This window comes from Paraburkholderia xenovorans, from assembly GCF_046030735.1.
GTDB classification, from domain to species: domain Bacteria; phylum Pseudomonadota; class Gammaproteobacteria; order Burkholderiales; family Burkholderiaceae; genus Paraburkholderia; species Paraburkholderia xenovorans_A.
Genome location: NZ_JAQQBV010000018.1, coordinates 123,937 through 147,543, shown reverse-complemented (window position 1 = coordinate 147,543; position 23,607 = coordinate 123,937). Strand labels below are relative to the sequence as shown.

Below are 23,607 nucleotides of genomic sequence, written 5' to 3'. Positions count from 1 at the left end.
GGCCGAGCTTCACGGTTCCCCAACGATTATTCGCGACGCCGACGTAAGCATACCGGCCGAACAATTGACCCTGCTGATCGGACACGCCCGTCGCGGGATTGAAGCCGCTTTGCAAATCAAAGATTGCGTAAGTTCCCCCGCCGAGATCTTCCGTTCCTTTGATGCCCCAGCGGTTCCCCGTTCCGACTCCCTCCGACATGTAGAGCTTGCTGCCATGAGTGGCCGTCTGATTAGTCGAGTACCGAATCCCCTCGTCGATAAGTCCATACAACGTGACAGAAGATTGCGCCCAGGCGGGCACGGCGAAACACGCGAGCGTCGCAGAGACGCCGAGAAGCAGTTTCTTCATTGTTGTCGATCCAAAGTTTTCAAATATTGTTTCGCTATACTTATTTAATGATAAATTACCTCTCCTTTCAGAGAGGAAGCTAGCGGCTTACTGGTGTGTCTTCGAAATAGACTGGATGGTCACGCCGGCGTCCACGAGGCACCGCCGAAGCTCAGATGCCATCGAGACTGCACCAGGCGTGTCGCCATGCACGCAGATTGTGTCAACGGAGACAGGTATGCGTTTTCCGGATTGAGAAGTGACGCACCGGTCTTCAATCATACGAAGTACGCGTTCGGCCGCGACCTTGCTGTCATGTATGACTGCCCCTTCGAATCGGCGGGAGACAAGATGCCCGTCGTCCGTGTAGGCCCGATCGGCGAAGACCTCCCGGATAACGTGCAATCCCGCCCGTTCTCCAGCCCGCTCGCCTTCGGTGTTGACCGGTATAACGTAGAGCAGGTCCCGGTCAACGGCCTTCACCGCGCGCACGACCGCCTCGGAGATCGCCTCGTCATTGAACATCAGGTTGCCCAACGCACCATGCGCCTTGAAGTGGGTAACCTTATGCCCTGCGGCGTGAGCGATGGCCTGCAATGCGCCAACCTGATACGCAATCAGGTTCTCAATCGTTTTCATGCTGTCGCCCACAATGACGCGTCGGCCGAATCCCCACACATCGTTGAACCCAGGGTGGGCGCCGACTTCGACATCCCGCGCAAGGGCAATGGATACCGTCTTGTGCATGATGTCTGGGTCGCCGGCATGGAAGCCACACGCAATGTTCGCGGACGACACGATGCCAAGCATGGCCTCATCGTCGCCCATCTTGTAGGGGCCGAAACCCTCCCCCATATCCGAATTCAAATCTACGATGCTCATGCCTGACTCCGTGTCTTTAACTCAAACAGTTTCTGCCCGAACCCGACTTTCTCGCCGCTTTCGACGAACACGGCGCTAATCCGCCCCGTACTCCCCGCCTCCACCGCACGCAGAAAGTTGCCGTAGGAAACGAGTCCCATGATGTCCCCAACCTTCACTTCGCCACCCAACTCGGAGAACCGCTGAGCGGTGACAGGATGCTCGGCAATGAAAGTGCCGACCGCGGGCGATACCAGTTCAACTGGGCTTGAACGCTCGCATGTGATGACGGGTTGCTGTGTCGCCGTCGATGAGGTCTCGACTTGTTGCTGTGCAGAGCGAACCAGTAGAAGTGTCGAACCGCCGACACGAAGTTCGAGTTCACGCATCTGCGATTGGCACAAATGCGCGGTGAGGTGTCGGACTACATCTGTTTCCAAGGTCCCCTCCAGCTGCTACATGCCAACGCCGACAGATGGTTTGTCACCTCGATCGAGGCTTCGACACAAGCATCGATGTCGACCTCCATAAACCGGACTTTGCTTCCCAGCGGAGCCTGCGCCAGTCTCCAGAGGTCGGCGTCGATAACAGTCGCTATCTTGGGATATCCTCCCGATGTCTGCGCATCGCTCATCATCACGATGGGTTTGCCATTTGGCGGCACCTGGACCACCCCGGGAACGATGCCGTGGGAGAGCAGTGACAACGGCGCGGACGGGTGCAGTTCATGGCCGTCCAAACGGTAGCCAGTACGGTTGCTGTCTGGCGTCACAGTCCACGCCCTGTCCCAGAACGCTGAACGCGTGGCCTCGGGAAACCTGTCATATTCCGGCCCCACCACTGCGCGAACGAATGTCGTGCCGCGTTCAGTCGCTGGCAGCGTCGCGCGGCCGAGTGCGTCCCCTGGAGGAAAGACACCGAAGCTACCGGACAGACCTGGCGCGGAGGTAAAGCTGAGCACATCGCCGCGGCGCAGGCAGCGTCCCTCAAAACCGCCGAATCCCACTTTAATGTCCGTACTGCGCGAGTTCAGAACAAACGGTACGTCAACCCCACCAGAAACGGTGATGTACGCTCGAGCGCCTGACGTTGGGGGACTCAGGGAGAGGATGTCTCCGTCTGCAACGTCGAAACTCCACCACGGCAGGAGCGCCTTCTCATTGAGCTTCGAGTTGCAGTCTGCGCCCGTCACCGCGATACGCGCGCTGCCCGAAAACCGTACCTTGAACGGGAAGACAGTGACTTCGATTCCCGCAGCGTTCTGGTCATTGCCCACCAGAATATTTCCTGTACGCAAGGCGACCTGGTCCATCGCACCCGATGTGCTCACACCGAGATTGCGATAGCCTTTGCGGCCCATATCCTGGACCGAGCAGAGCGGCCCGGTCGCGAGAATCTCCATCATTTCTCAATCCTCTCGCATCGGAAGAAAAACGTATCGCCTGGACTTAGCAGTGCCGGCGGCTCCTTCTTTGGGTCGAAGAAATCTACTTCGGCACGCCCAATCAAATTCCAGCCGCTGGGTCCCGGTTGTGCAATGACGGCAGTCTGGACACCACCAATCGCTACCGTGCCGGCCGGCACCGAAAGCCGCGGCTTATCCAGCCGAGGCGTGGTCAGTCTCTCGTCCAGCCCACCGAGATAGCCGAAACCGGCATGCGCGCCGAGGAAGTACACGGTGTATCTGGAAGATGAGTGGATAGATACGACTTCATCCACTGACAGCCCGGCGTGGCTAGCGACAGAGCGCAAGTCCACTCCACGCTCGCCGCCGTAGACGACTGGCACCTCGATCTCCTTGGCTTTAGCACTGAGGGGTTCGACGTGCTTCCATTCGTGAACAAGGTCGTCCATAAGCTGCCGGATGTTCCTGGTGCCTGGCTTCAAGACAAGCATCAGGTTGTTCATGCCAGGCGTGCACTCATCCACCTCTGGCCACCCCTTGACTATCGTTGCCAGGGACCAGAACTTCGCTTGACAGACGACGTCCAGCGGACCAGTACTCTCGCAAAGAATGGCAGAGGCCGCGAGCAGGCTCACCTTCAGTTCAGCGGATGTAACGCGTAGCACCGAAACGGTCTCCATGATTTGATGTTTGTATTGGGCCCGCTTAAACCTCAATGCTCTCGAGCGATTTCGACTTTGTTTCGACGCCGATGAAGAGGACGATCAGGGCGAATACGAGCAAGGAGATACCGACCGCAATGACGATGGCGCTGATGCCGCCCCACGAAAACAAGGAGGGAATGACGAACTGAATCGACGCGGCAACGACCCGTGCAACCGTGCTGCACAACCCCGTACCACGCATGCGAAGGGCAGTGGGAAACAGTTCCGATACATAGACCGCCTGTCCAACCACGACAATCACATAGAAGGAGGTCAGGAGCAGGAAACCGAGTCCCATCAGGAGTGGTTCTGAATGAGCTTGCACATAAAGGTACGAGAGCCCGATGGCGATAATGGCTGCGCCCGCGAGAATAGGCTTGCGCCCAAGCCGGTCCGCAAGTAGAAGCCCGATCAGACCTCCCGTGGGTCCGCCGAGCGTCATCACCATGCTCCACTTCAGCGACTTCACAATGTCAAAGCCTTGTTGCACGAAGAAGGTCGGGAGCCAGCTGACCATGCCATACAAACAAATCTGAATGACGATGAGCGTTGCCATGCCGATGATGGTGCGGCGCACGTACTCCCTGCTGAACAGCGCCGATATGCCGAGGCGTGGTGCTTCAGTTTTCTGGACATCACGGGGAGCTTCGGCGGCAACCACAGGAGAACGAACACCCGCCGACGCCTCAATGTCACGCACAACTTTGTCTGCTTCAGCAAAGCGCCCCTTACTTTCAAGCCAGCGCGGAGACTCGGGCATGAACTTTCGCATGAACCAGACGATGCCCGCACCCACGCCCGCAATCATGAACATGTACCGCCACCCGAGATTCGGAATGACCCATAGAGCGACCAACGAGGAGGTGAACACGCCGCACTGGGAAATGAACGAGAGCGTTGCAACAAGGCGGCCTCGTTTGAGAGGTGGAACAAATTCAGCCAGGGTGCCGAATCCAAGCACCAATTCTGCGCCAAGCCCGACTCCCATCAACAGACGCAAGCCGATGAGCGTTTCGATGTTGGGTGCCATCGACGCAAGCAAAGAGGCCACGCCGAATATGGCGAGGTTGATCTGATAGCTGACGCGGCGACCGAATCGGTCACCAATAATGCCTGCCGCCCAGCAGCCAATCATGAATCCGATGAAAGTCGCGGTGACGAAATAGCCGTTGTATTTGAGGGTGCTCCAACCGGTGTGAAGCAACTGCCCAAGCACGCCGCTCGCAAGGGCCAACTCGAATCCGTCCAGGAATAAACCGGCGCCGAGGATGGCCATCATTTTGTAGTGGAAACTGCCCACCGGCAGCGCGTCAAGCCGTTTTGATATGGGTGTCCCGCCGCTGCCTGTTTCAACTGCGCCGACCTCAATCGCCGGTGTCGCTTGAATCGATGTCATCATGTCCCCTCTAGATGCCAGGTCGCTGGCTAAGTTTCTCTTCACCGCTGCGCAAGTTGTCTCGTCCGGAGCGCATCCGACGCCTTGTTCACCGTATTAGGGGCTAGTATTGGCGCACCAAAAACACCTAAAAAGCGACATTTTTCTATATCAGTAGCATCACTTTTTTTCTCCAAACCCGCCGAACACCCTGTTTCCATACCGAGTGACTTCGTCAAAACGCTTTTCAGCGCCGTCCCCTTCGCCGCAGCCGCACGGGAGGCCGCAAAGATCAGGAACAACGCAGTTTCGGAACAGACAAGCGAAGTCGCACTAATGAAGTGCCACCGCACCGGAAATTGGGGTGCCAATGTGCGGGTGCCGGGAACTACCCGGTGAGACGAGAATTGAAGGAAGAGTTGCCAACCGCACAGCGCCCGCTACACGAGCGTTACGTGCGTTCCCCATGTCGGGCAGTGGCAAGGGCTTGCGACAAAAGTTTGTCCACAAGCCCTGACTGGAAGATTCAACGGGAGTGCTACACGACCACGTTTCGAGGCTGACCGCTTACGAACGCTTCGATGTTGTCCACGAGTTGGTCCGTCAATGCTTGCACGGCTTCATCGCTCGCCCACGCAACGTGAGGCGTCAGGATAAAGTTCGGGGCATCACGGAGTTCCATGAAAGGATGGTCTTCTGGGGGAGGCTCTTGAACCGTTACATCGAAACCCGCCCCGGAGATTTTCCCCTCTCGCAGCGCCTGCACAAGCGCACACTCATCGACCAGGCCGCCACGCGCAGTATTAATGATGAGCGGCTTTCTTTGCATGAGGTCGAATTCTGGTGCCGCAATCATATTGCGAGTCGCCGGGATGAGCGGGCAATGCAACGTGATGATATCGCTGTCTCGCAGGACATCTTCGAACTGCGTGTAGAGCGGCCCCATATCGCTTCGGCCTTTATGGGCGGCGAACAGTACGTTAAGCCCCAACGCTCCCGCCAGAGCACCGACCGCGCGCCCCAGCACGCCATCCCCAATGATGCCGATGGTGGAACCCTTCAAATCCCGGATGGGGTAGTCAAAGAAGCAGAACTGACCGGAGTCCTGCCACCGGTCGCCCCTGACTGCGTTCGCGTACGCGACGAGGCTTCGCCGCAATGCAAATATCAAGGCGAACGTATGCTCAGGTACAGTATTCGTTGCGTAGTTCCTAATGTTGCTTACCACAATATTCCGTGCGGAGCAGGCTGCCAGGTCAACCACATCCGTGCCCGTTGCCGCCACGGCTACCATTCGCAACCTCTTAGCCCTGGCGATGGCCTCGGCACCGAGCCTTGCCTTATTTGTGATTACGATATCCGCATGGGCGATTCGGCTCGCAAGCTCCTGGGGAGACGTTCGTTCGAACACCTCGATTGAATGTTCGAACTGAAATGGCTTCAGCACGGTTTGAGGCGAAATAGTCTCTCTATCGAGAAAAACAACGTGAAGTTTCTCTTGGCTCATGGATGCCTACGAAGAGTGCTTCTTTTTACAAGAAGTGAGTGTTTCAGAAACGGTTAAAGCGATTCTCAGCGAGCGGCAGTGGCAGCGGCAAGCGGCCATCGTTGACAGCGCAAACTCGCCGGTTCAATCGTCGCAAACAGTTGCGGCCGGGATGGCACAAGGTCGAGCGCACGAGCGTTTCTCGCCGCAGTGCTACACGCCTGCACAACCCAGCAAACGCAAGCGCTGATCGACCCAACTCGTATCGAGCCTTCCTTCCGAGATTTCAGTAATCGTCGTTTCCTCGGCGCAATGCTTTGCGCTCGCGGCCTCGTAGACCTCTTGCGCAAGTTGAAACGGCACGCAAAGAAGGCCGTCGGCATCGCCGATGATCAAGTCACCGGGTTCGATGCACATGCCACCAATGGCGACCGCGACGTTGATTTCACCCGGACCATCCTTATAGGGTCCCCGGTGAGTGACACCTGCCGCGAAGACCGGCAGACTCCCTTTGCGCAGAATCTCACTGTCGCGGATGGCGCCGTTGATGACGATGCCAGCAATGCCCTTCTTTGCTGCGTACGCCGTCATCAATTCGCCGATAATCGCGTTGGTCAGGTCGCCGCCGGCATCAACGACAATCACGTCTCCCCGGACAGCGCACTCCAGTGCTTTGTGTACCATCAGATTATCGCCGGGACGGCACTTAACTGTGAGAGCCGGCCCTGCCATCGCGGTTCCGTCGTGCATGGGCCGCAGCGAGGCACCGGCCGCAGTAAGTCGCGACATCACGTCGCTTACGTTAGCGACGGGTAGCGACCTGAATCGCTCTGTCAACTCCGGACTCACACAGCGTTCCCGCTTTTTGATTTGAAAACCAATCATTTTCCATCCCCATACTTCAGTTTTAAGCCGACCCAAAAGGTTTCTCGGCTGTTGACAACCAGCACGAATTCGCCGGGTTCAAATGCATCCTCAAGGTAAGAGATGCTATCCCGTCGATCCTTTACTTACCGCGACTTAAATCGATAGATGAGGCATTCCTATTTGGCATGACAGCGCGCAGCGAAAAATACGGCCAACTGTCGACCTAAAAACCTGTCAACCGCGCAAGCAGACCGTCGATGCCCGCGGGGTCTCCGCGCGAATGCGTCGCTCGACGCCGCTCGAATCGAACACCGCATCGATCAATCGGCAGGATCTGCTCCTTGAAATAAACTGCCTCGATGGCCTTCGCGGCGATGCGATTCAAGCGCAAGCGCGTCCTGCTCCCCTGGTTCGCGCTTCGACACGTCTATGAAACCTCCCTGCAGCAATACATAGCACGCGCGTCTAGCTTGCCGCGCAGGTGTAGCTGGCCGCGTCGCTCACGTTGCCGGAGCCCGAATAGTGCGGCACGGTTGGGTACGGGCAGTCAGGCAGCGACGAAGTCACGTTGCCGTTGGCATCGAATTTCGACAGCAGCAACTGCCCCGGCGCTGTACCCTGTTCGACCCACGCGATCATCGCGCCGAGATAGTCGGTCTGGTCAGGACCATTGCCACCGACTACATGACCCACTCCCGGTTCCAGATAGAAACGCGCATTGCCTCCCGCGGACCCGGCGAGTTGCACAACGGTCTGCCAGTTGCGCAGATGGTCGCGCGGTGAAATCAACGGATCAGCCGCACCGTTAAACGAGATCAGCTTCTTGCCGGACATCAGGTATTGCGCGATGGCCTGCAGGCTGTGATCCGCGCCCGCGTTCTGCAGCCCGGCCGCAATGACCGGATATGACGTATCGACGTTGAAGTTCGCCTGCAAACTGCCCGGTACCGTGGCGGGCAGCAACCAGTTTGCGTTACCCGTCGCGATTGCCGCGAAGCCGCCACCCAGGCCGCCGTATGACCCGACGCCGAACATCGAGCCGAAATCCGCCCAGTTGTACCCCGAAAACAGTAGCTGGCCGCCGCTCGTCGACAAGGGCGCGACCAGGCGCTGCACAGTTTGCAATTGCGCCGGCGAAAGACAGGTGGCCGCGGGTGCCCCAGCGGCGCCACACTGCAACGTCGACGGATCAAACGTGCACGCAGCAGGATTCAGGATCACGCCGTTGGCATTGCCGCATTGCGCGACCGCCGCGGAATATGCCGCTGTCCACTGCGCATTCGAGGGCATCGCGGCGGACCCGGCAAGCGTCGCTGTATTCAGCATTGCCGTTACCTGCGTTCCCATGTTCATGCTCTCGTCGCCGGCGATGATGCCGTCGTAATCGCCCGGCTGATTCTGCGCGGCAAGATAGGCTTCCCGTCCACCGTTCGATGCGCCGTTGAAGTACGTATATTTCGGCGCGGAACCATAAAAAGCGGTGATCACAGCCTTGGCGAAGTGAACCGTGATACCGGTGGACGCATACGCGTAGTCCTTCCCCGCCGTTGCATTCGTGAGCAGGTCCGCAGGATTACCCGTGCGGTTTCCGCCATTCGACGCGGTATAGGCAATTCCACGGGCCAGTGGCTTGATGAGCGGGAACTGTGCGGAGGTCGCCTCGACCGTTGGGATAGTCCCATCGAAGCCGCCGCCGCCCTGCTGGAGCAACCGATTCGACCAGTTGTCCGGCAGATCGACCTCGATGTCGAGCGTGGTATTGGCGGCTCCCGTGGCGCTTACTTTGCAATAAGCCGGATTCCCGCTTGCCGCAGCGATGCGTGAAGTCGCTGTGACGGTAATGCCGTTGAACTGCTGGCCGTTTATCTTCGTGCACTGCGCCGCATAGTCGACGGGCGCCGGTGTCGACGACCCCGAAACCTCCGAGTTGCCGCAGCCCGAAAACGCCAGGACGCACCCTCCCACTGCCGATGCGATGACGAGTCGCATAGCATTGCCGTCAATCCAGCTCTTCACGTTGTTCTCTCCAGATGTGTAGGTTTCTTACTCGTGACCGCCGCGGCCGAAGCGTCGGGTTCTTCGCTTTCGTCGGCATGAGCAGGATCGCTGCCCGGCAACGGGAAGTAGACGGGTAATCTGGAGGAACACGTCCGCATGATTGATCCGTCAGGTTATTAATAAACCGTCCGGTCGTTCAATCAATGTGTGCAAAGGTAGGGGTGTTTTGACGTGCCGCCAAGCGGGGTTAACCCGCTTGGCGGCAGAAGAGAGAATTTCAGGTCGGCAGGTCAGTAAGGCACGAGCTGATTATTCTTGAACGTATAGATCGTCGTCGGCGCGCCCTTCAGATTGCCGCTGGCATCGAACGAATAGTGTCCGGCGAGACCGTCGTATTCCACACCGGCCAGATACGAGCGAATCTTCGAGCGGTCGGTCGTGGTGCCGGTCGCCTGCATGGCTTTCGCGATCAACATGGCGCCGTCGTAGAAGTTCGGCGCGTAGACCAGCATGTCGATGTGATACGTCGACTTGTAGCGTTGAATGAACGCTTGTCCCGCCGCAGTCTTGTTGAGCGCCGACCCACCCTGCGCGCAGAAGACGCCCGACGACACATCGCCGGCCAGTTGCTGCAATTCGACCGAGCAGATTCCGTCGCCGCCTAACAGCGCGGTGTGCATGGCGATCCCGTGCATCTGTTTCAGCATCGGGCCCGCTTGCGCCGAATAGCCACCGTAGAAGACCGCGTCGGGATTCTTCGGTTTCATCGTCGACAGGATCGATTTGAAGTCCACCGCTTGCGAGTTGGTATATTCCTGCGCCACCACGTTCAGGCCGATTTTCTTCGCCTCCTGCAAAAACTGCTCGGCAATGCCCTGACCGTAAGCAGTGCGATCGTCGACGACGGCCACCTGCTGCGCCTTGAGCACGTTCTTCGCAAAGTCCGCCATCGCGCCGCCAAGCTGCGCGTCGCTCGCGCCGATCCGGAAAATATCGTTAAAGCCTTGCGCCGTCAGCGCCGGGTTCGACGCAACCGGCAAGATCGCGACGCCTGCCGAATTGAAGACACGCGAGGCCGGAATCGCGACACCCGAGTTGTTCGGCCCGAGGATCGCGAGCGCGCCGCTATCCACGAGCTTCTGTGCGACCTGAACGCCTACTTTGGGGTCGCCCTGATCGTCCTCGGAGTCGAGCTTGAATGTCACCTTCTGTCCATTCACCGTGAGCGGCTTCGCATTCAGATCCTGAATCGCGAGCCGCGCACCGTTTTCATTGTCTTTGCCGCTACCGGCCTGGCCGCCGGTAAGCGGACCGGATAAGCCGATGGTGACGGTCGTATCCGCCAGCACCCACCCCGGGACTATCGAAATACCGCATAAGAGAACCAGCTTTCTGATCGAGCGCATGTCAAATCCTACGGATAATGGAATGGGAGTCCTCGGGGCTGCCTCTGTGGGCGCTTATAGCAAATGAAGATCGGCGGGCATGGACGGACGCGTGTTGAGCGCGCGACGCACCAGGGCTTCGATCTGCGCACGCCGCTCGCCTTCGTGCGCGATGCGCGGCATGCGCACACGATCATTCGAGTCCGCGGCGATGGCTTCGACGAGCTTGATGTTCTGCACGAGATACGTGCTGACATCGAGGTCCAGCAGCGGACGGAACCAGCGGTAAATATCGAGCGCCTCGCTGTAGCGACCTGCTTTCACCAGCTTGTAGATCGCGACCGTTTCGACCGGAAACGCACAGCACAATCCCGCGACCCAGCCGTGCGCGCCGACGGTCAGCGCCTCGAATGCGAGGTTGTCCACGCCGGTCAGCACGTCGTAGCGCTCACCGAACGCATTCAGGATTTCAGTCGTGCGGCGGATGTCGTCGGAAGACTCCTTGATCGCGACGAAGTGCTCGTCGCCAGCCAGCGTTTCGAGCATCGCAAGCGTGACATCGACACGATAGGCAAGCCGATTCGAATAGATCATGACCGGCAAGTCACCCGCAGCGGCGACCGCCTTGAGCGTAGCGACCGTCTCGCGCTCGTCGGTGTGATAGACCATGCTGGGCACCACCATCAGCCCTGCGGCGCCGCTCTTGTGGGCCTGCTTCGCCAATGCGCAGGACGCCTGGGTCGATGCTTCGGCCACGGTCATCAGCACCGGCTTGCCGTCGGCAACCGACAGTGCGGTATCGAGGACTTCGATACGCTCGGCGTGAGTCAACATGGGGCCCTCACCTAGCGAGCCGCAGACGATCAGTCCGTCACAACCCGCATCGAGTTGAAGGGCAAAGCTTCTCGCCATCTCATCGTGATCGAGACCACCATCAGGGTTGAACTTGGTGGTGACTGCTGGATAAACACCGTGCCACATGATTTCTGGTCCTTAGTTTAAGACTGTCCTTGAGCGGACATGTGTCCCGACCTGCATTCAAAGCCGGGATTTGATGAGTTTGTCGTCGACTGCTTCGAGCCAGGTGTCCGACAATGTGAAACCGGTCGGGAAGCGGTCGCTCGGATCCACCCCTACCTGCGAGATCGCGCTGATCCACGCCTGACCCGAAACCACCGGCACCACCGCGGGATAGGCGCCGACTTGCGTAACCGAATCGATCCGGCTTTCGAACAGCGAGCCGATGATGGACTCGTGAACAAACGTTTCGCCGACCTGGATCTGGCCTTTCGCGTGCATCACGGCAAGACGCGCCGAGGTGCCGGTTCCGCATGGCGAGCGATCGCACCGGCCCGGCGACACGATGACCGTGTTGCGCGATTTGAGGACGCCGGACTCGCGGCGCAGCGGCAGCACGAACTCCGTTTGCGTGATGCCCTTAATGAACGGATTCAACGGATGCGGCGACGGCAGTTGCTCGGCGGCCGCCGTCTTGATGCGTTGACCGATTTCGCAAAGTTCGCGCGCTTCATCGGGCGTAATGGCGAAGCCGAGCGCTTCGGCGTCGACCAGCACGTAGGTCATGCCGCCATACCCGACGTCGACACGGAGGGTACCGAGCCCCTCGACTTCGATATCGCGGTCGAGATGATTGGCGAAGGCCGGCTGATTCGTGAACTCGACTTTTGTGACCTTGCCGCCGCTGCATTCGCATCGCACGGCAATCAGGCCCGCAGGCGCCTCCAGAACCAGATTGGTGACGGGTTCGGTCATCGGCAGGATGCCCGTTTCCAGCAGCACGGTAGCCACACAAATGGTATTCGAGCCCGACATCGCCGGATATTCGGTGGATTCCGCGATCACATAGCCCATCTGCGCGCGTGGATCCGTCGGCGGAAGAATGAAATTGACGCTTTGATTGGCCGAGCCGCGCGGTTCGAACAGACAGATCTTGCGCAGATCGTCGAGATGCTCCTCGAGATACATCATCTTGTCGAACATGCTGGCGCCCGGGACGTCGAACACGCCGCCCGTCACCACATTGCCGACCTCCCCTTCCGCATGGCAATTAACCAAGTTCAGTACCCTGTTCCAGCGCATAAATTCCTCGAAACGCGTTTGAATGACCTAGCGGGAAGTTTCATCCCCGAACACTGAAGATTGTATCCAATATGCTGTCTCCAATTTTTGAGGTCAAGCGGCATTTGCAGATTTGCGGGTTTACCTCGGTCCACGAGTTCGGCCGTAAGCCTTCAAACTCAATCGGGACGCGGCGCATGGCGTTTTGGCACACACGCAAAAGATGGATCCAACATCCAGTTATGGCATGATGCAACTGTCGCCCATGAAGCCAGTCTTATGCCCCGCGCCCTGCCCGCCACTCAGAAAACGCCCGAACTCCCGCCCGACGAAACCCCGCGGCGGGGAAAAATAGTCCGCTCGACGACCGTCGATCTCGTCCTTGAAGCCATCAGAGGAAAAATCTTGCGCGGCGAGCTTGGCTCAGGCGAAGCACTGCGGCAGGAAGCGCTGGCCGAAGAACTCGGCGTGAGCCGTGTGCCGGTGCGCGAAGCGATTACGCGACTGCAAGGCGAAGGGCTCGTGACGGTGATTGCTCACAAAGGAGCGTACGTATGCGGGATTTCGGTCGACGAGGTTCGCGAGACCTTTGAAATGCGCCTGCGCCTCGAACCGTGGATTTTTTCGAGAGCCATTCCCGCCACGACCGAGGTCGCACGAGACGCCGCGCTTGCCATCGTGGAACAGATGGACCATGCGACGGAATCCACTTGGGGAACGCTGAACTGGCGCTTCCACGAAACGCTCTATGCGCCGTCCGGGCTCAATCTTGCGATCGAAACGCTCAAGCGGCTGAACGACAGGAACGAGCGTTTCTTTCGCTTCCAGGTCGTCAATGTGCCGATTCGCGAGAACACGCATCGCGAGCACGTCGAACTCGTCGACGCGTCGCGTGCCGGCGATACTCGCCTCGGTGCGCGGCTGCTGCGCGACCATCTGCATACCGCTATGGAGCAGATCGTCTCTGTTGCAGAGAATCTGGTGTCGCGTCAGAGCCGTCGCGAAGCGGACTAACCCGCGGCTGGATCGCTAATGAGGTCGCGCCCGCTTTCCAGCCGTCCTGCGAAGCGCCGCAAGAAAGCATGCTGCACGTCGACCGTGACACTGAAGTCGTACCAGTTGCCACTCGATGCCACCGGCCAGTTCGTCTCCGCCGTACCGCCCGCCGCAACCGTGAAAGTCCAGGGGCCGTCAGTGCGATACGCGTTCGGTACAACGGTGAACGTGCACGGCCCTGTGCCGCTATTCATCAGCGTGAGATAGACAGCGCTGTTGTCGACGTCGTAACAGACGCGAACTTCCGGATTGGCTACGGCGTTGCCCTGAGTGGCGGCTACGTCGCCTGCGAATAGCCGCAAAAAGCCATTCGCGCCTCGCAACGCGAGCCCATATGTGGTGCCGGTCAACGCGGATCCGTTGAACGCATCGGACAGTTGCATCCCCGCATCGACCGCATAGCGACGTGGCGGATTCGCCGGCGTTGCGACGTCGTAGACGGAAAACGCCGCACCTTGCGCGCCGCCGTTCGCGAGAATCAGGTACACCGTCGCACTCGACGGATCGACCCGCGCGCTCGCATGAAACTCATACGGCAAAGCTTTTGACGGGCGCGTGCCGGACTCCTGCTTCGGCATCGATTGCGTAGTGGGGATGGTGGGTGCGGGCAACGTGCTGCATTGCAGGTTCGCCGCGGCCACATAGCCGCTCGTATCCGGCAAAGTCGGCCACGTCGCGTCGGGTGCATTGAAGTTGAACGCCGACGTGAGATCGCCGCACACCGCGCGTCGCCACGCACTCACGTTCGGGCAATGCACGCCGAAACGCTTTTCGATGAATTGAATCACCGACGTGTGATCGAACACCTGCGAACATACGTAGCCGCCCTTGCTCCACGGCGAGATCACCGTCATCGGCACGCGAAACCCCAAACCGATCGGCTGGCCCGCGTAGACCTCGCCGGTCGTCGTCATCGTGGTCTTGCCTTCGCTTGCAGAACCGGGCGGCGTGGGCGGCGGATCGTGGTCGAAAAATCCACCCTGCTCGTCGTAGTTCAACAGAAACACGGTTTTCGACCACACGTCCGGCTTCGCCACCAGACCCGCGAGCAAACGCGCGGTCAGATCCTCGCCGTACGACGGACGGTAGTTCGCGTGTTCGGACAAGGCCGCCGGCGCGATGATCCACGACACTTGCGGCAAGGTGCCCGCCGCGACATCGGCGGCGAATGCCTGCGCGATGTCGGGCACTGTCGCGAGACCTTTGTTGTAGAGGTTGCTGCCGACCGGCGCGGTCTTGAAACTCTGAAACCAGGCGAGCGCGTTGTCGTCGAAGTTATCGGTTTGCTGATAGACCTTCCAGCTTATGTTCGCGGCTTCGAGCGTCTCGGCAAAAGTCGGCCAGCTAAAGCCTGGCGTCGGCTCGGTGTTATCGAGCGTCGGCAACTGACCGACCGACAGGCCGTTGCTGCCGCTGAACAGATGCAGCCGATTCGGGTTGGTCTGCGTGAACACGGAACAGTGATACTGGTCGCAGATCGTGAAGGCGTCGGCGAGCGAATAGTAGAAGTTCAGGTCGGTACGCGTGAAGTAGCTCATGCCGAGCCCCGGCGCACGCGCCGTATTCCACGCGTTATACAAGCCGTGATTCCACATCGCGATGTCGACCGGATAACTCATCGCCGGCGCGTCGATGCACATCGCGCTGGTCGTTGTCGAGTCCATGTGGAACGGCAGGATATAGCCGTCCGGGTTGCCCGGGTAAGGCTGTTGCCACACCGCGTTGCCATTGGGCAACGTGATCGCCATCCGGTCGTTGAAGCCGCGCACGCCGCGCAGCGAACCGAAATAGTGATCGAATGCGCGGTTCTCCTGCATGAACACGACAATGTGCTGAATGTCGTCAATCGTGCCGGTGGTGTTGTTCGCCGGTGTCGCCAGCGCATCGCGGATCAGCGCGGGCATCATCGCCGCAGCCGCCGATGCGCCGACCGAACCGGCGGCGAGACGTAAAAATTGACGTCGTTGATTCGAAGTTGTCATCGGGTCACCTTGAAAAGTCAGAGCGCGTTTCACGTGCCGACGCACCCACGCGCAGGCATGGCGCGTTGGGTGTGCATCGGATGCTCAGGGTTGTCGTTGGGCACTGATCAAGGCGCGCAATGCAGCGCCGCCTTCGCCACCACGGGAGTCGATGCCCCCGAGCCCGGCTGACTCGCCGATGCGGCGCTCTTCGAGCTGTCGCTACTGCCGCCGCACGCGCCCAGCAGCAACACGAGCGCGGCCGCGCCGCAGCACCTGATAAGGGCGAAGCGATCCGCCCGCAGTTGATATCGGTTCATCGCATCCTCCCGTTCAAGGCAACAGCGAAGCGAGCGAGCGCTTCGACGCGAACAGCGACAGCACCTGCTGCTGCGTGATCACCTTGTTCCACATCGCCAGGTCGTTGTAGGTCATCGTGCCGAGCACGCCGTTGCCGCGCGAATAGTAGTTGCCGCGCGCATCTTCGTTCAGGCCGATGGTCGAGTAGATTCCCGCGATCTTCGCCACGTTCATCCCGGCGAGACTGAGCGTGCCGCTCTGCAAGCCGAAGGTCGGATCGTCGACATAGGCCGTTGCGGTAAGTGCCGTCGTGTCGAAGGTCATCGCCACATACACCCACGCGTTCTTCGTAAATGCGATCGACAGATCCGCACGCTTTGCTCCGTCGCCGACGTTGAACTTGAACGTGCCATTGCTCTCCTGCGCGATGACGAAGCCCGGATTCAGGCCTGAATTCCAGTCCTTGTTGCCGATTGCCGGAGAATCGTTTTGCGCGTCGTTCGAGTTGAACCAGAAGCCGATCGAGAATTGCGCTTGCGTGCTGACATCGTCGGCGAGCTTCATGCCGTTCAGCGCCGCGCTCGCGGAATTCAGCGACGCGACCTGCAGCGCTTTGCCGCTGAAGTTGTCGGCGCTCAGCGATTCGGTCGTGGTCGAACTCGGATCGAACTGTTGCAGCGAAATGGACGGCGTGATGGCGTCGGTCAGGCCGTTGTCGAACGAGAAGAAATGGATCAGGCCGCTCGCGAGCGTGCTGTCGAGCAGGACCGGCTGCACGTAATTGATCTGCGCAAGCGACGACACCGCGATGCCGTTGGCAACGATCGTGTAGTTAAACGTATAGAAACCGCTGGCCGTTTCGCCGAGTTGGCTGTCGATGTATGAAGTTGCGTTGCCGGGCAACGTCGCGATCAGCTTGCCGTCGCGATACAACTGGTATTGCGACGGCGCGGTGGCCGGCGCGGTCCACGACAGCGCGAGGCTCACCTGATCCGCGCCGGGCGTCGAGGTCAGCGCACGAGGCGCGTTGTTGCCGAGCAAGCTCGCACCGTCCATCGCGTACGTGGTCGGGTTTGGCTTGAGCGCGAACCAGCCTAGAACAGTCGGCGTGACGTCGGCCTGGGTTGCGCCGGCGGCGAGTTGCGCGAGCGTCGGCGCGGCGGCAATCGTACCGGGTGCGACGGTCGTGCCGGCCACCGTCAGTGGCTGATTCGAACCGATGAAGGCGGTCTCGCTCGACAGCAGCGGCAAGCCGCTTTCCGAACCGGTCGAGTCGAGGCCCTCGTCGGTCGTGACGATGACGAGCCAGTTTTCCTTGACGCCCGGCTGGCTTTGGCGCGCCGAAACGGCTGCGAGCAACTGGCCGATTTTCTGGTCGGCGACGGCAAGCGCATTCGGATAGTCGCCTTGCAGACCGGAACTGGCGGCAACCGTAGCCGGCCCGCTCAAATTCGCGAAGACGAGGTCCGCACTGCCCGCGCCGATCGACTTGCTCGCCGCGTCGACCACACAGCTATCGACACCCGCGCAATCCACCGCCGCGTCCAGGTAGCCTGCGGCAATCGTGGGCGCGAGCAGCGCGTTCAGCGTGCTCCAACTGTCGAAGGCCGCGGTTTTCAGGCCGGCGCCCTGCTTGACCTGCTTGAAGACGGTATCGGCCTGAATCGCCTGCCCGGAGAAGTCGTTGCGCACGCCGTGCCGGTTGGTCCATGTGCCGGTCAGCACGCTCGCCCAGCCTGGGCCCGCGAGCGTGGCCTGCTGCGTCGTCGTGCCGCTCACGCCGCCGGCGAGCGCCGGCACGATGGCGAGCCTGGCCAGATTGGGCGCTTTCTGCTGCGCGATCGCCTGCTGCAACGCCGTGTATTGCACACCCGACACCCCGATCACGAGCGCTTTCTGGCTGGCGGCGCCAGGAACGGCGGGTTGCGTGACGGCTGACGCAGACGATTTCGCCGCATCACCGCCACATCCTGCCAACCCGAGAGAACATATCAATGCCGTCAGAACGGCGCTCCTACTGCCCCACATGCGTTGTTGTTTGCAAGACATCCGTCGCTCCCGGACAGAGCTGACAAGGCACCAAGAGGTGCCTGGCGTCAGCGGGTGGTTGAGAAGTCAGCGGAGCTTACAGATCAATTGTTACAACAAAATGCCACATTAACGGTCAATACAGCAATTTTCAAATCGACAATTTCTCGGGCGATGCGCGGCGGCGATCAATCGAGGTTCTTTATTCGCTTGACGCCCCTACTGTTCAGACCAGCTGGCTTTTAACCACTCGGAAGCAAACCCAACTCACATCTCACGGGATGCACCTGTCCGTCCTGAGACCCGTCCCTTTTTGGTGCAGAAAGCGTCGGGTTATGTGCAGAGTGCGACCTGCGGTGCGCACTCAAGCCTCCGCAATTCCTTTCCTGTTCGGCCTATACCTTCAGTCCCACGCACATCGCGGCCTACCGAAACCTTGACCAACAAGGCCATTCGACCTCCATTCACGCTGCTCCGCCACGATCCAATCCACATGGCATGGTTAGTGCTTTTATCTGCAACCAACTGGTCGTACCAGTACGACCACATTGATTTGCGTCGCATGCCGCAATCGCAAACCCCCCCCTTCCGTCATTTGCCTAGCCAAGGAGTTTGATCAATGCCTACGTTTCTTCATCAAGCCGGTCGTCGCCGGTTGCTGCAGGCAGTCGCCACCGTCGCGCTGGGAAGCCTCGCCGGCCTCGCCCACGCGGACGTGCTGCAGAAGGTCGAGAAAGCGGGTGTCATCCGCATTGCGATCCCGCAGGACTTTCCGCCATTCGGCTCGCTGGGTTCGGACCTGAAGCTTCAGGGCTACGACATCGACATGGCCGAACTGGTCGGCAAGGAGATCGGGGCCAAGGTTGAACTCGTGCCGGTCACCAGCACGAATCGCATCTCCTATCTGACGACGGGCAAGGTCGATCTCGTCATCTCGTCGCTCGGCAAGAACGCGGAGCGTGCGAAGGTGATCGATTTCACCAACGCCTACGCGCCCTTCCCGAAGAGCGTGTACGGCCCGCGCGAAGCCGTCATCAAGGGGCCGGCAGACCTCGCGAACAAGACGATCGGCGTGACGCGCGGCTCGACGGAAGACCTCGCGCTGACCGCGGTGGCGCCGCCGAGCGCCGCCATCAAGCGCTACGAAGACAACAACGCGACCGCGACGTCTTATCTGACGGGTCAGGTGCAACTCGTCACGCTGGGCAACATCGTCGCGAACGCGGTTCGCGAAAAGAGCAAGCAGAAAGCATTCGACCTGAAGTTCCCGGTTGAGCAGACGCCCTGCTACATCGGCGTAGGCAAAGGCGAAGCCACGCTGGTCGCGAAAGTGAACGCGATTATCGACAAGGCGAAGGCCGATGGTCGCCTGAACGCGATGTCCGTCAAGTGGATGCAGGCGCCGCTGCCTGCTGCGTTCTGACGAAACACGCCGGCTGGGCATGCGCCCAGCCGCGGATTTACTAGCACCGTCTTCTGCCATGGCCTATCAATTCGATTTCTCCGCTGTTTTCGAGTACAGCACGGCGCTTCTCCACGGAGCGGGAACCACGCTGGCGCTCACGGCCATCGGCACGATCGTCGGGGGCGCGATCGGCGTCATCGGCGGCGGGTGTCGCGCGTGGCGCGTGCGCCCGTTCAATTACGTGTTCGCTGTTTATGTCGAAGCGATCCGTAACACGCCGTTTCTCGTCCAGTTGCTGTTCATCTTTTTCGGACTGCCTTCGCTCGGCATACAGATCAACGAATGGCAGGCCAGCGTGTTCACCATCGTCATCAACCTGGGCGCCTACATCACGGAGATCGTGCGCGCCGGCATTCAGGAAACACCGCGCGGGCAGATCGACGCGGCCTCCGCGCTCGCGATGAGCCGCTTCGCGATCTTCCGCCACGTGATTCTGCGACCCGCCCTGCAGAAGGTCTGGCCCGCGCTCACCAGCCAGATCGTGATCGTGATGCTCGGTTCGTCGGTGGTGTCGCAAATCGCCACCGAAGATCTGACCTTCGTCGCCAACTTTATCCAGTCGCGCAACTTCCGCGCGCTTGAAACCTACATTGTCGTGACGCTCATGTACTGCGTGCTCGCGTTGCTGCTGCGGCAATTGCTGATGTGGATCGGCCGGCGCTGGGTCGTCGCGCGGCCCGCGAAAGCGGTGGTCACGCAGTTCAGCGTCGAAGGAGGCAATGCATGATCGTCGATCTGAACTGGAGCGCGCTGCTGAGCGCGCTCGCCGGAGGCATGCTGTCGACGCTCGAGTTGTCGGCGCTGGCCTTCGTGCTCGGCGGCACCGCGGGTCTGATCGTGCTGTTCGCGCGTGTCGGCAAGAACAAGGTGCTGCGCAAGCTGACCATCGGCTATATCGAGATCTTTCAGAACACGCCGCTGCTGATGCAGTTGTTCCTGATCTTTTTCGGCGCGTCGATGTTCGGCGACGACATCTCGTCGTGGACGGCCGCGGCCATCGGCCTGACGCTGTATACCAGCGCCTATCTCGCCGAGGTCTGGCGCGGTTGCGTGCAGGCGATTGCGCGCGGCCAGTGGGAAGCGTCGTCGAGTCTCGCGATGGGCTACTTCCAGCAGATGCGGCACGTGATTCTTCCGCAAGCGCTGCGCCTGTCGATCGCACCGACCGTCGGCTTCTCCGTGCAGATCGTGAAAGGCACGGCCGTCGCGTCGATCATCGGCTTCAACGATCTCGCGAAAGTCGGCTCGATGCTTGCTAACGCGACCTTCAGACCGTTTCTCATTTATGGACTCGTGGCAATCGGCTATTTCCTGCTGTGCTATCCGTTGTCCCTGTTCGCCAAATACCTGGAGAAGAAGCTTTATGCCACTCGTTGACGTCTGCGCTCTGCACAAGCACTACGGCAGCAACCATGTCCTGAAGGGCGTGGACCTGACCGTCGCGAGCGGTGAAGTTGTGTCGCTGATCGGCCGTAGCGGCTCGGGCAAGAGCACGTTGCTGCGCACGATCAATGGCCTCGAATTGATCGACGACGGCCAGATCGTCGTCGATAAAGCAGTGTTGAAACCCGGCGACGCACTGCCGCGCCAATTGCGCGCGCTGCGTCTGAACGTCGGCATGGTGTTTCAGCAGTTCAACCTGTTTCCTCATCTGAGCGCGGGGCAGAACGTGGCGCTCGCACCCGTCGTCGTGAAGAACACGTCGAAGCGCGAGGCGAAGGAGATCGCGCGTGAAATGCTGGTGAAGGTCGGGCTCGCGGACAAGTTCGATTCGTTTCCCGATCAGCTGAGCGGCGGTCAGCAGCAACGCGTGGCCATCGCGCGAGCGCTCGCGATGCAGCCGAAGGTTCTGCTGTGCGACGAAATCACGTCGGCACTCGATCCGGAACTGGTCGCGGAAGTGTTGAACGTCGTCCAGAAACTGGCCGCCGAAGGCATGACGCTGATCATGGTGACACACGAGATGCGCTTTGCACGCGATGTCGGGAGCAAACTCGTGTTCATGCATCAGGGCCGAAACCACGAAAGCGGGGACGCGAAAGAACTTTTCCGGGCGCCGCAGACGCCGGAACTTGCCGCGTTCCTGAGTTCGGTGCATTAAGCGGGAAAGATGCGGGACGGAGCGCGGTTCGCCGTCTCCGTCTGCTCAGGAGTTCCGATGAATATCGGCTCCTGTCGTTGTCCAACATGCCGCGCGCGCTGAAGTCCGGCTCAACCGGCGGTGCGTTGCGCGGTGACGGCGGTTTCTCGTGCGGCAAACAGCGCGTCGACGTCGCCGTCGGCGATCTGCTGGGCGATCGCCTGCAGGTCGCCGGAATCCGGCTTGCCGATCAGCGCATACGAGAGCTCATTGCGCCGCCAGCTCACCACGGCCATGCCGTGCGACTGCCGTTGCGCGACCGACTGGTCCGGCCGCGAATCCTTCATCACGCACAGTGCGACGGGCGTGCCGTGGCTGGGCAGATAGACGATCTGAACAAGCGGCTTGCCGTTGTAACGCAAGCGCTCGACCGACTTGAACGACAGCCCGGCCCGTTGCAGATCCGGCATACGCAAACGGATGCCGTCGACGTTGCGAATCGCCGCGACGGTATCGGCCGACACCGCGGGATCGGGCGACACATCCGCGACGGTTTCGCGCGAATACATCTGCTGATAATCCGCCGCCACATCGACCCACGGCCGGGCATTCGCCGCGGCAACGCTCACGGCACCGTTGCCGGACGCGCCGGGCCACACACTGCCGAACCATTGCACGAGGCCCGCGCCGAACGCACCGGCGACGAACGCGGCGATGAGCCATGCGCGCGGCCGCGAGCGCTGCGGCGACTGCGCGGCGGTTTCATCGCGCTGCTGCGGTGTTGAAACGCTCGCACTCGCAATCGAACTCGCCGAACTCGCACTCGCGAGCGCTTCAATGCGCAAACGCAACTCATCCGGCAACGGCGGCAACTTCTGCACGGCGAACGCTTCGCGATACGGAAGACGCGACGCGCGCAACCATTCGACGCTTTGCTGCAAATCAGGCGACTCGGCCAGCGCGCGCTCGACCGACGCCGCCTCGGCAGCGCCGAGTTCGCCGTCGGCATATGCGATCAGTTGGCTATCGTCGGGTGTCATGAAACGCAAGGCTAGAGGAAAGAAAAACGTGACCGCTCTGGATCAGAGCGGTCGGAACGCGACGAATACATGCGCGCATAAGGCAACTATGATAACCGGAGTTCAATGTACCCGGCCGTTTTTGACCGCACGATCAATGCTCATTCGCGCGCGCCGCCGCCTCTTCCTGGCTGCGGCGCTCGAACGAAACCCGGTAGGTGGACGAGCGCGCGGCAAGCAACGGATCGGCGGACGGCGCGATCCCGTCGGGCAGGATCGTCGGATCGAACACGATATCGCGGCACGGACCGTCGATCTGCGTGCGCGCGCTCTCGACCACCACGGTGCCGGCGTCGATCCGTTGCCGGCGCGGCGAGCTCGCCCATTGCCGCGTCGAGTCGTCGAGCGGATCGCCCGGCAGCGCAACGTTCAGCATCAGATGCCAGCGCAACGGGCCGCTCGCGAGCTGGGTCAGCAGGTCGTACGACAGGAAATCCGGATCGCGCTGCTCACGCGATTCGACCGCACGGTACGGATGATCCGGCGTCACGTCCCAACGCACGAAGCGCTGCACGCGGTGCGCGTCGGTCATGCTGAATGTGCTGATGCCATAGTAAGTGGCGTTGTCGAAACCGGACGACGGCGGATGCTCGTCGAGAAACCGGTTAAACGCACGGGCATCCGGATGAGTGTCGAAAAAAGCCTGCATTTTCGCGGGGTCCGCCGTCAATTGGCCGAACAAGGCCTGGGGCGTGCGCGCCGGAAAAATCGGCACCGAGTTCATCGCGAGACGCCAGTCCTCGCCGTGCGGCAGCGCGATCCGCAACGCCAGGCTGCGCACCGCGGCGGTGCTGTCGTCCGCACCAGGATCGCCGCCGGGCATCGAGAAGCGCCCGACGAACGGATAGCGGCCACGCCCGAAAACACTCGCGCGCGACAGCGCCTGCCCTGCGCCGTTGCTGTCGAAATAGCCCGCCACGCAAATCCCTTTCGCGTGATTGCGCCGGAAGCCAGGATGCGGCGCGGTCCTCGCCTCGAATGCGCTGACGATGCGCGGTGCGCTCAGGCGCGGCGACAGCCAGCCGCCGCACCACACGAATAGCGCGGCCAGCGCCGCGGGCACCGCCAGCACGATGCACCAGCGCAGCGCGAGGTCGATACCGGCCGCGCGCGGCGCCGACTCGCGCGGGCTCGCGGATTTCATGTGCCG

At 60.5% G+C, this 23,607-nt stretch carries 24 protein-coding genes; 6 read left to right on the top strand and 18 right to left on the bottom strand.

The window, feature by feature from the left end; genetic code table 11:
- The 7 genes from PQQ51_RS19515 to PQQ51_RS19485 form a co-directional block, all read right to left on the bottom strand.
- Positions 1–349: porin (locus PQQ51_RS19515; RefSeq protein ID WP_408498445.1), on the bottom strand; the 349-nt coding region annotated here is incomplete at its 3' end.
- An 87-nt stretch (positions 350–436) separates the two neighbouring features.
- Positions 437–1,210, bottom strand: a complete 774-nt coding sequence (locus PQQ51_RS19510; protein WP_408498444.1) for a LamB/YcsF family protein — start codon at positions 1,208–1,210, stop codon at positions 437–439.
- Complete coding sequence (locus tag PQQ51_RS19505; protein WP_408498443.1) at positions 1,207–1,629, bottom strand: acetyl-CoA carboxylase biotin carboxyl carrier protein; 423 nt, start codon at positions 1,627–1,629, stop codon at positions 1,207–1,209. Before PQQ51_RS19505 ends, PQQ51_RS19510 begins: the two co-directional genes overlap by 4 nt.
- Positions 1,614–2,594 (bottom strand): 5-oxoprolinase subunit C family protein, encoded by a 981-nt coding sequence (locus tag PQQ51_RS19500; RefSeq protein WP_408498442.1) that lies wholly within the window; start codon positions 2,592–2,594, stop codon positions 1,614–1,616. The genes PQQ51_RS19505 and PQQ51_RS19500 overlap by 16 nt, the downstream gene beginning before the upstream one ends.
- On the bottom strand, positions 2,591–3,274 hold the full coding sequence (gene pxpB / locus PQQ51_RS19495) for a 5-oxoprolinase subunit PxpB (RefSeq protein ID WP_408498441.1): 684 nt from the start codon (positions 3,272–3,274) through the stop codon (positions 2,591–2,593). The genes PQQ51_RS19500 and pxpB overlap by 4 nt, the downstream gene beginning before the upstream one ends.
- Positions 3,275–3,299: 25 nt before the next feature.
- Positions 3,300–4,697, bottom strand: coding sequence for an MFS transporter (locus tag PQQ51_RS19490; RefSeq protein WP_408498440.1), 1,398 nt, complete (start codon positions 4,695–4,697; stop codon positions 3,300–3,302).
- Between the two features lie 514 nt (positions 4,698–5,211).
- The gene (locus PQQ51_RS19485; protein WP_408498439.1) at positions 5,212–6,180 is read right to left on the bottom strand and encodes a D-2-hydroxyacid dehydrogenase; all 969 of its coding nucleotides are present in this window, start codon (positions 6,178–6,180) and stop codon (positions 5,212–5,214) included.
- Here PQQ51_RS19485 and PQQ51_RS19480 point away from each other — a divergent pair.
- Positions 6,179–6,409, top strand: coding sequence for a hypothetical protein (locus tag PQQ51_RS19480; protein ID WP_408498437.1), 231 nt, complete (start codon positions 6,179–6,181; stop codon positions 6,407–6,409). The two genes, PQQ51_RS19485 and PQQ51_RS19480, sit on opposite strands and share 2 nt — an antisense overlap.
- Here the strand turns inward: PQQ51_RS19480 and PQQ51_RS19475 are convergent.
- From PQQ51_RS19475 to PQQ51_RS19450, 6 genes are all read right to left on the bottom strand, one after another.
- Positions 6,373–7,044 (bottom strand): RraA family protein, encoded by a 672-nt coding sequence (locus tag PQQ51_RS19475; RefSeq protein WP_408498436.1) that lies wholly within the window; start codon positions 7,042–7,044, stop codon positions 6,373–6,375. The two genes, PQQ51_RS19480 and PQQ51_RS19475, sit on opposite strands and share 37 nt — an antisense overlap.
- Positions 7,045–7,249: 205 nt before the next feature.
- Positions 7,250–7,411, bottom strand: a complete 162-nt coding sequence (locus PQQ51_RS19470; RefSeq protein WP_408498435.1) for a hypothetical protein — start codon at positions 7,409–7,411, stop codon at positions 7,250–7,252.
- Positions 7,412–7,491: 80 nt separating this feature from the next.
- On the bottom strand, positions 7,492–9,042 hold the full coding sequence (locus PQQ51_RS19465; protein WP_408498434.1) for a DUF6351 family protein: 1,551 nt from the start codon (positions 9,040–9,042) through the stop codon (positions 7,492–7,494).
- Positions 9,043–9,314: 272 nt separating this feature from the next.
- Entirely contained in the window at positions 9,315–10,430 is a 1,116-nt protein-coding gene (locus PQQ51_RS19460; RefSeq protein ID WP_408498433.1) for a branched-chain amino acid ABC transporter substrate-binding protein, read from the bottom strand.
- 54 nt (positions 10,431–10,484) lie between these two features.
- Positions 10,485–11,390 carry a dihydrodipicolinate synthase family protein gene (locus PQQ51_RS19455; RefSeq protein WP_408498432.1) on the bottom strand — a complete coding sequence of 302 codons (906 nt, stop codon included), beginning with the start codon at positions 11,388–11,390 and terminating at the stop codon, positions 10,485–10,487.
- Positions 11,391–11,447: 57 nt separating this feature from the next.
- Positions 11,448–12,509, bottom strand: coding sequence for a proline racemase family protein (locus PQQ51_RS19450; RefSeq protein ID WP_408498431.1), 1,062 nt, complete (start codon positions 12,507–12,509; stop codon positions 11,448–11,450).
- 258 nt (positions 12,510–12,767) lie between these two features.
- On the opposite strand from PQQ51_RS19450, the gene PQQ51_RS19445 reads away from it, so the two are divergent.
- Positions 12,768–13,502 carry a GntR family transcriptional regulator gene (locus tag PQQ51_RS19445; RefSeq protein ID WP_408498430.1) on the top strand — a complete coding sequence of 245 codons (735 nt, stop codon included), beginning with the start codon at positions 12,768–12,770 and terminating at the stop codon, positions 13,500–13,502.
- On the opposite strand, the gene PQQ51_RS19440 is transcribed toward PQQ51_RS19445, so the two are convergent.
- From PQQ51_RS19440 to PQQ51_RS19430, 3 genes are all read right to left on the bottom strand, one after another.
- Positions 13,499–15,526, bottom strand: a complete 2,028-nt coding sequence (locus PQQ51_RS19440) for a phosphocholine-specific phospholipase C (protein WP_408498429.1) — start codon at positions 15,524–15,526, stop codon at positions 13,499–13,501. The two genes, PQQ51_RS19445 and PQQ51_RS19440, sit on opposite strands and share 4 nt — an antisense overlap.
- A 107-nt stretch (positions 15,527–15,633) precedes the next feature.
- The gene (locus tag PQQ51_RS19435; protein WP_408498428.1) at positions 15,634–15,825 is read right to left on the bottom strand and encodes a hypothetical protein; all 192 of its coding nucleotides are present in this window, start codon (positions 15,823–15,825) and stop codon (positions 15,634–15,636) included.
- Between the two features lie 13 nt (positions 15,826–15,838).
- On the bottom strand, positions 15,839–17,692 hold the full coding sequence (locus PQQ51_RS19430) for a LamG-like jellyroll fold domain-containing protein (protein ID WP_408498427.1): 1,854 nt from the start codon (positions 17,690–17,692) through the stop codon (positions 15,839–15,841).
- A gap of 760 nt (positions 17,693–18,452) precedes the next feature.
- Between PQQ51_RS19430 and PQQ51_RS19425 the strand changes: the two genes are divergently transcribed.
- Genes PQQ51_RS19425 through PQQ51_RS19410 form a run of 4 tightly spaced genes read left to right on the top strand, consistent with a single transcriptional unit; the run spans position 18,453 to position 21,399 of the window.
- Entirely contained in the window at positions 18,453–19,256 is an 804-nt protein-coding gene (locus PQQ51_RS19425; protein ID WP_408498426.1) for a transporter substrate-binding domain-containing protein, read from the top strand.
- Positions 19,257–19,314: 58 nt separating this feature from the next.
- A complete protein-coding gene (locus tag PQQ51_RS19420; RefSeq protein WP_408498425.1) occupies positions 19,315–20,025 on the top strand; it encodes an amino acid ABC transporter permease in 711 nt (236 codons plus the stop codon).
- Positions 20,022–20,675 (top strand): amino acid ABC transporter permease, encoded by a 654-nt coding sequence (locus tag PQQ51_RS19415; RefSeq protein WP_459252349.1) that lies wholly within the window; start codon positions 20,022–20,024, stop codon positions 20,673–20,675. The genes PQQ51_RS19420 and PQQ51_RS19415 overlap by 4 nt, the downstream gene beginning before the upstream one ends.
- Positions 20,662–21,399, top strand: coding sequence for an amino acid ABC transporter ATP-binding protein (locus PQQ51_RS19410; protein ID WP_408498424.1), 738 nt, complete (start codon positions 20,662–20,664; stop codon positions 21,397–21,399). The genes PQQ51_RS19415 and PQQ51_RS19410 overlap by 14 nt, the downstream gene beginning before the upstream one ends.
- 110 nt (positions 21,400–21,509) lie before the next feature.
- Here PQQ51_RS19410 and PQQ51_RS19405 read toward each other — a convergent pair whose 3' ends face one another.
- Together PQQ51_RS19405 and PQQ51_RS19400 are read right to left on the bottom strand one after the other, a co-directional pair.
- Positions 21,510–22,418, bottom strand: a complete 909-nt coding sequence (locus PQQ51_RS19405; RefSeq protein WP_408498423.1) for an anti-sigma factor family protein — start codon at positions 22,416–22,418, stop codon at positions 21,510–21,512.
- A gap of 133 nt (positions 22,419–22,551) precedes the next feature.
- Positions 22,552–23,601, bottom strand: a complete 1,050-nt coding sequence (locus PQQ51_RS19400) for a catalase family peroxidase (protein WP_408498422.1) — start codon at positions 23,599–23,601, stop codon at positions 22,552–22,554.
- Between the last annotated feature and the right edge of the window lie 6 nt (positions 23,602–23,607).

Bases quoted from the DNA above. Each gene is read 5' to 3' on its own strand.
- PQQ51_RS19510 (WP_408498444.1), bottom strand. From the start codon at position 1,210: ATGAGCATCGTAGATTTGAATTCGGATATGGGGGAGGGTTTCGGCCCC.
- PQQ51_RS19500 (WP_408498442.1), bottom strand. From the start codon at position 2,594: ATGATGGAGATTCTCGCGACCGGGCCGCTCTGCTCGGTCCAGGATATG.
- pxpB (WP_408498441.1), bottom strand. From the start codon at position 3,274: ATGGAGACCGTTTCGGTGCTACGCGTTACATCCGCTGAACTGAAGGTG.
- PQQ51_RS19490 (WP_408498440.1), bottom strand. From the start codon at position 4,697: ATGATGACATCGATTCAAGCGACACCGGCGATTGAGGTCGGCGCAGTT.
- PQQ51_RS19480 (WP_408498437.1), top strand. From the start codon at position 6,179: ATGGATGCCTACGAAGAGTGCTTCTTTTTACAAGAAGTGAGTGTTTCA.
- PQQ51_RS19485 (WP_408498439.1), bottom strand. From the start codon at position 6,180: ATGAGCCAAGAGAAACTTCACGTTGTTTTTCTCGATAGAGAGACTATT.
- PQQ51_RS19475 (WP_408498436.1), bottom strand. From the start codon at position 7,044: ATGATTGGTTTTCAAATCAAAAAGCGGGAACGCTGTGTGAGTCCGGAG.
- PQQ51_RS19460 (WP_408498433.1), bottom strand. From the start codon at position 10,430: ATGCGCTCGATCAGAAAGCTGGTTCTCTTATGCGGTATTTCGATAGTC.
- PQQ51_RS19455 (WP_408498432.1), bottom strand. From the start codon at position 11,390: ATGTGGCACGGTGTTTATCCAGCAGTCACCACCAAGTTCAACCCTGAT.
- PQQ51_RS19450 (WP_408498431.1), bottom strand. From the start codon at position 12,509: ATGCGCTGGAACAGGGTACTGAACTTGGTTAATTGCCATGCGGAAGGG.
- PQQ51_RS19445 (WP_408498430.1), top strand. From the start codon at position 12,768: ATGCCCCGCGCCCTGCCCGCCACTCAGAAAACGCCCGAACTCCCGCCC.
- PQQ51_RS19440 (WP_408498429.1), bottom strand. From the start codon at position 15,526: ATGACAACTTCGAATCAACGACGTCAATTTTTACGTCTCGCCGCCGGT.
- PQQ51_RS19435 (WP_408498428.1), bottom strand. From the start codon at position 15,825: ATGAACCGATATCAACTGCGGGCGGATCGCTTCGCCCTTATCAGGTGC.
- PQQ51_RS19425 (WP_408498426.1), top strand. From the start codon at position 18,453: ATGCCTACGTTTCTTCATCAAGCCGGTCGTCGCCGGTTGCTGCAGGCA.
- PQQ51_RS19420 (WP_408498425.1), top strand. From the start codon at position 19,315: ATGGCCTATCAATTCGATTTCTCCGCTGTTTTCGAGTACAGCACGGCG.
- PQQ51_RS19415 (WP_459252349.1), top strand. From the start codon at position 20,022: ATGATCGTCGATCTGAACTGGAGCGCGCTGCTGAGCGCGCTCGCCGGA.
- PQQ51_RS19410 (WP_408498424.1), top strand. From the start codon at position 20,662: ATGCCACTCGTTGACGTCTGCGCTCTGCACAAGCACTACGGCAGCAAC.
- PQQ51_RS19405 (WP_408498423.1), bottom strand. From the start codon at position 22,418: ATGACACCCGACGATAGCCAACTGATCGCATATGCCGACGGCGAACTC.
- PQQ51_RS19400 (WP_408498422.1), bottom strand. From the start codon at position 23,601: ATGAAATCCGCGAGCCCGCGCGAGTCGGCGCCGCGCGCGGCCGGTATC.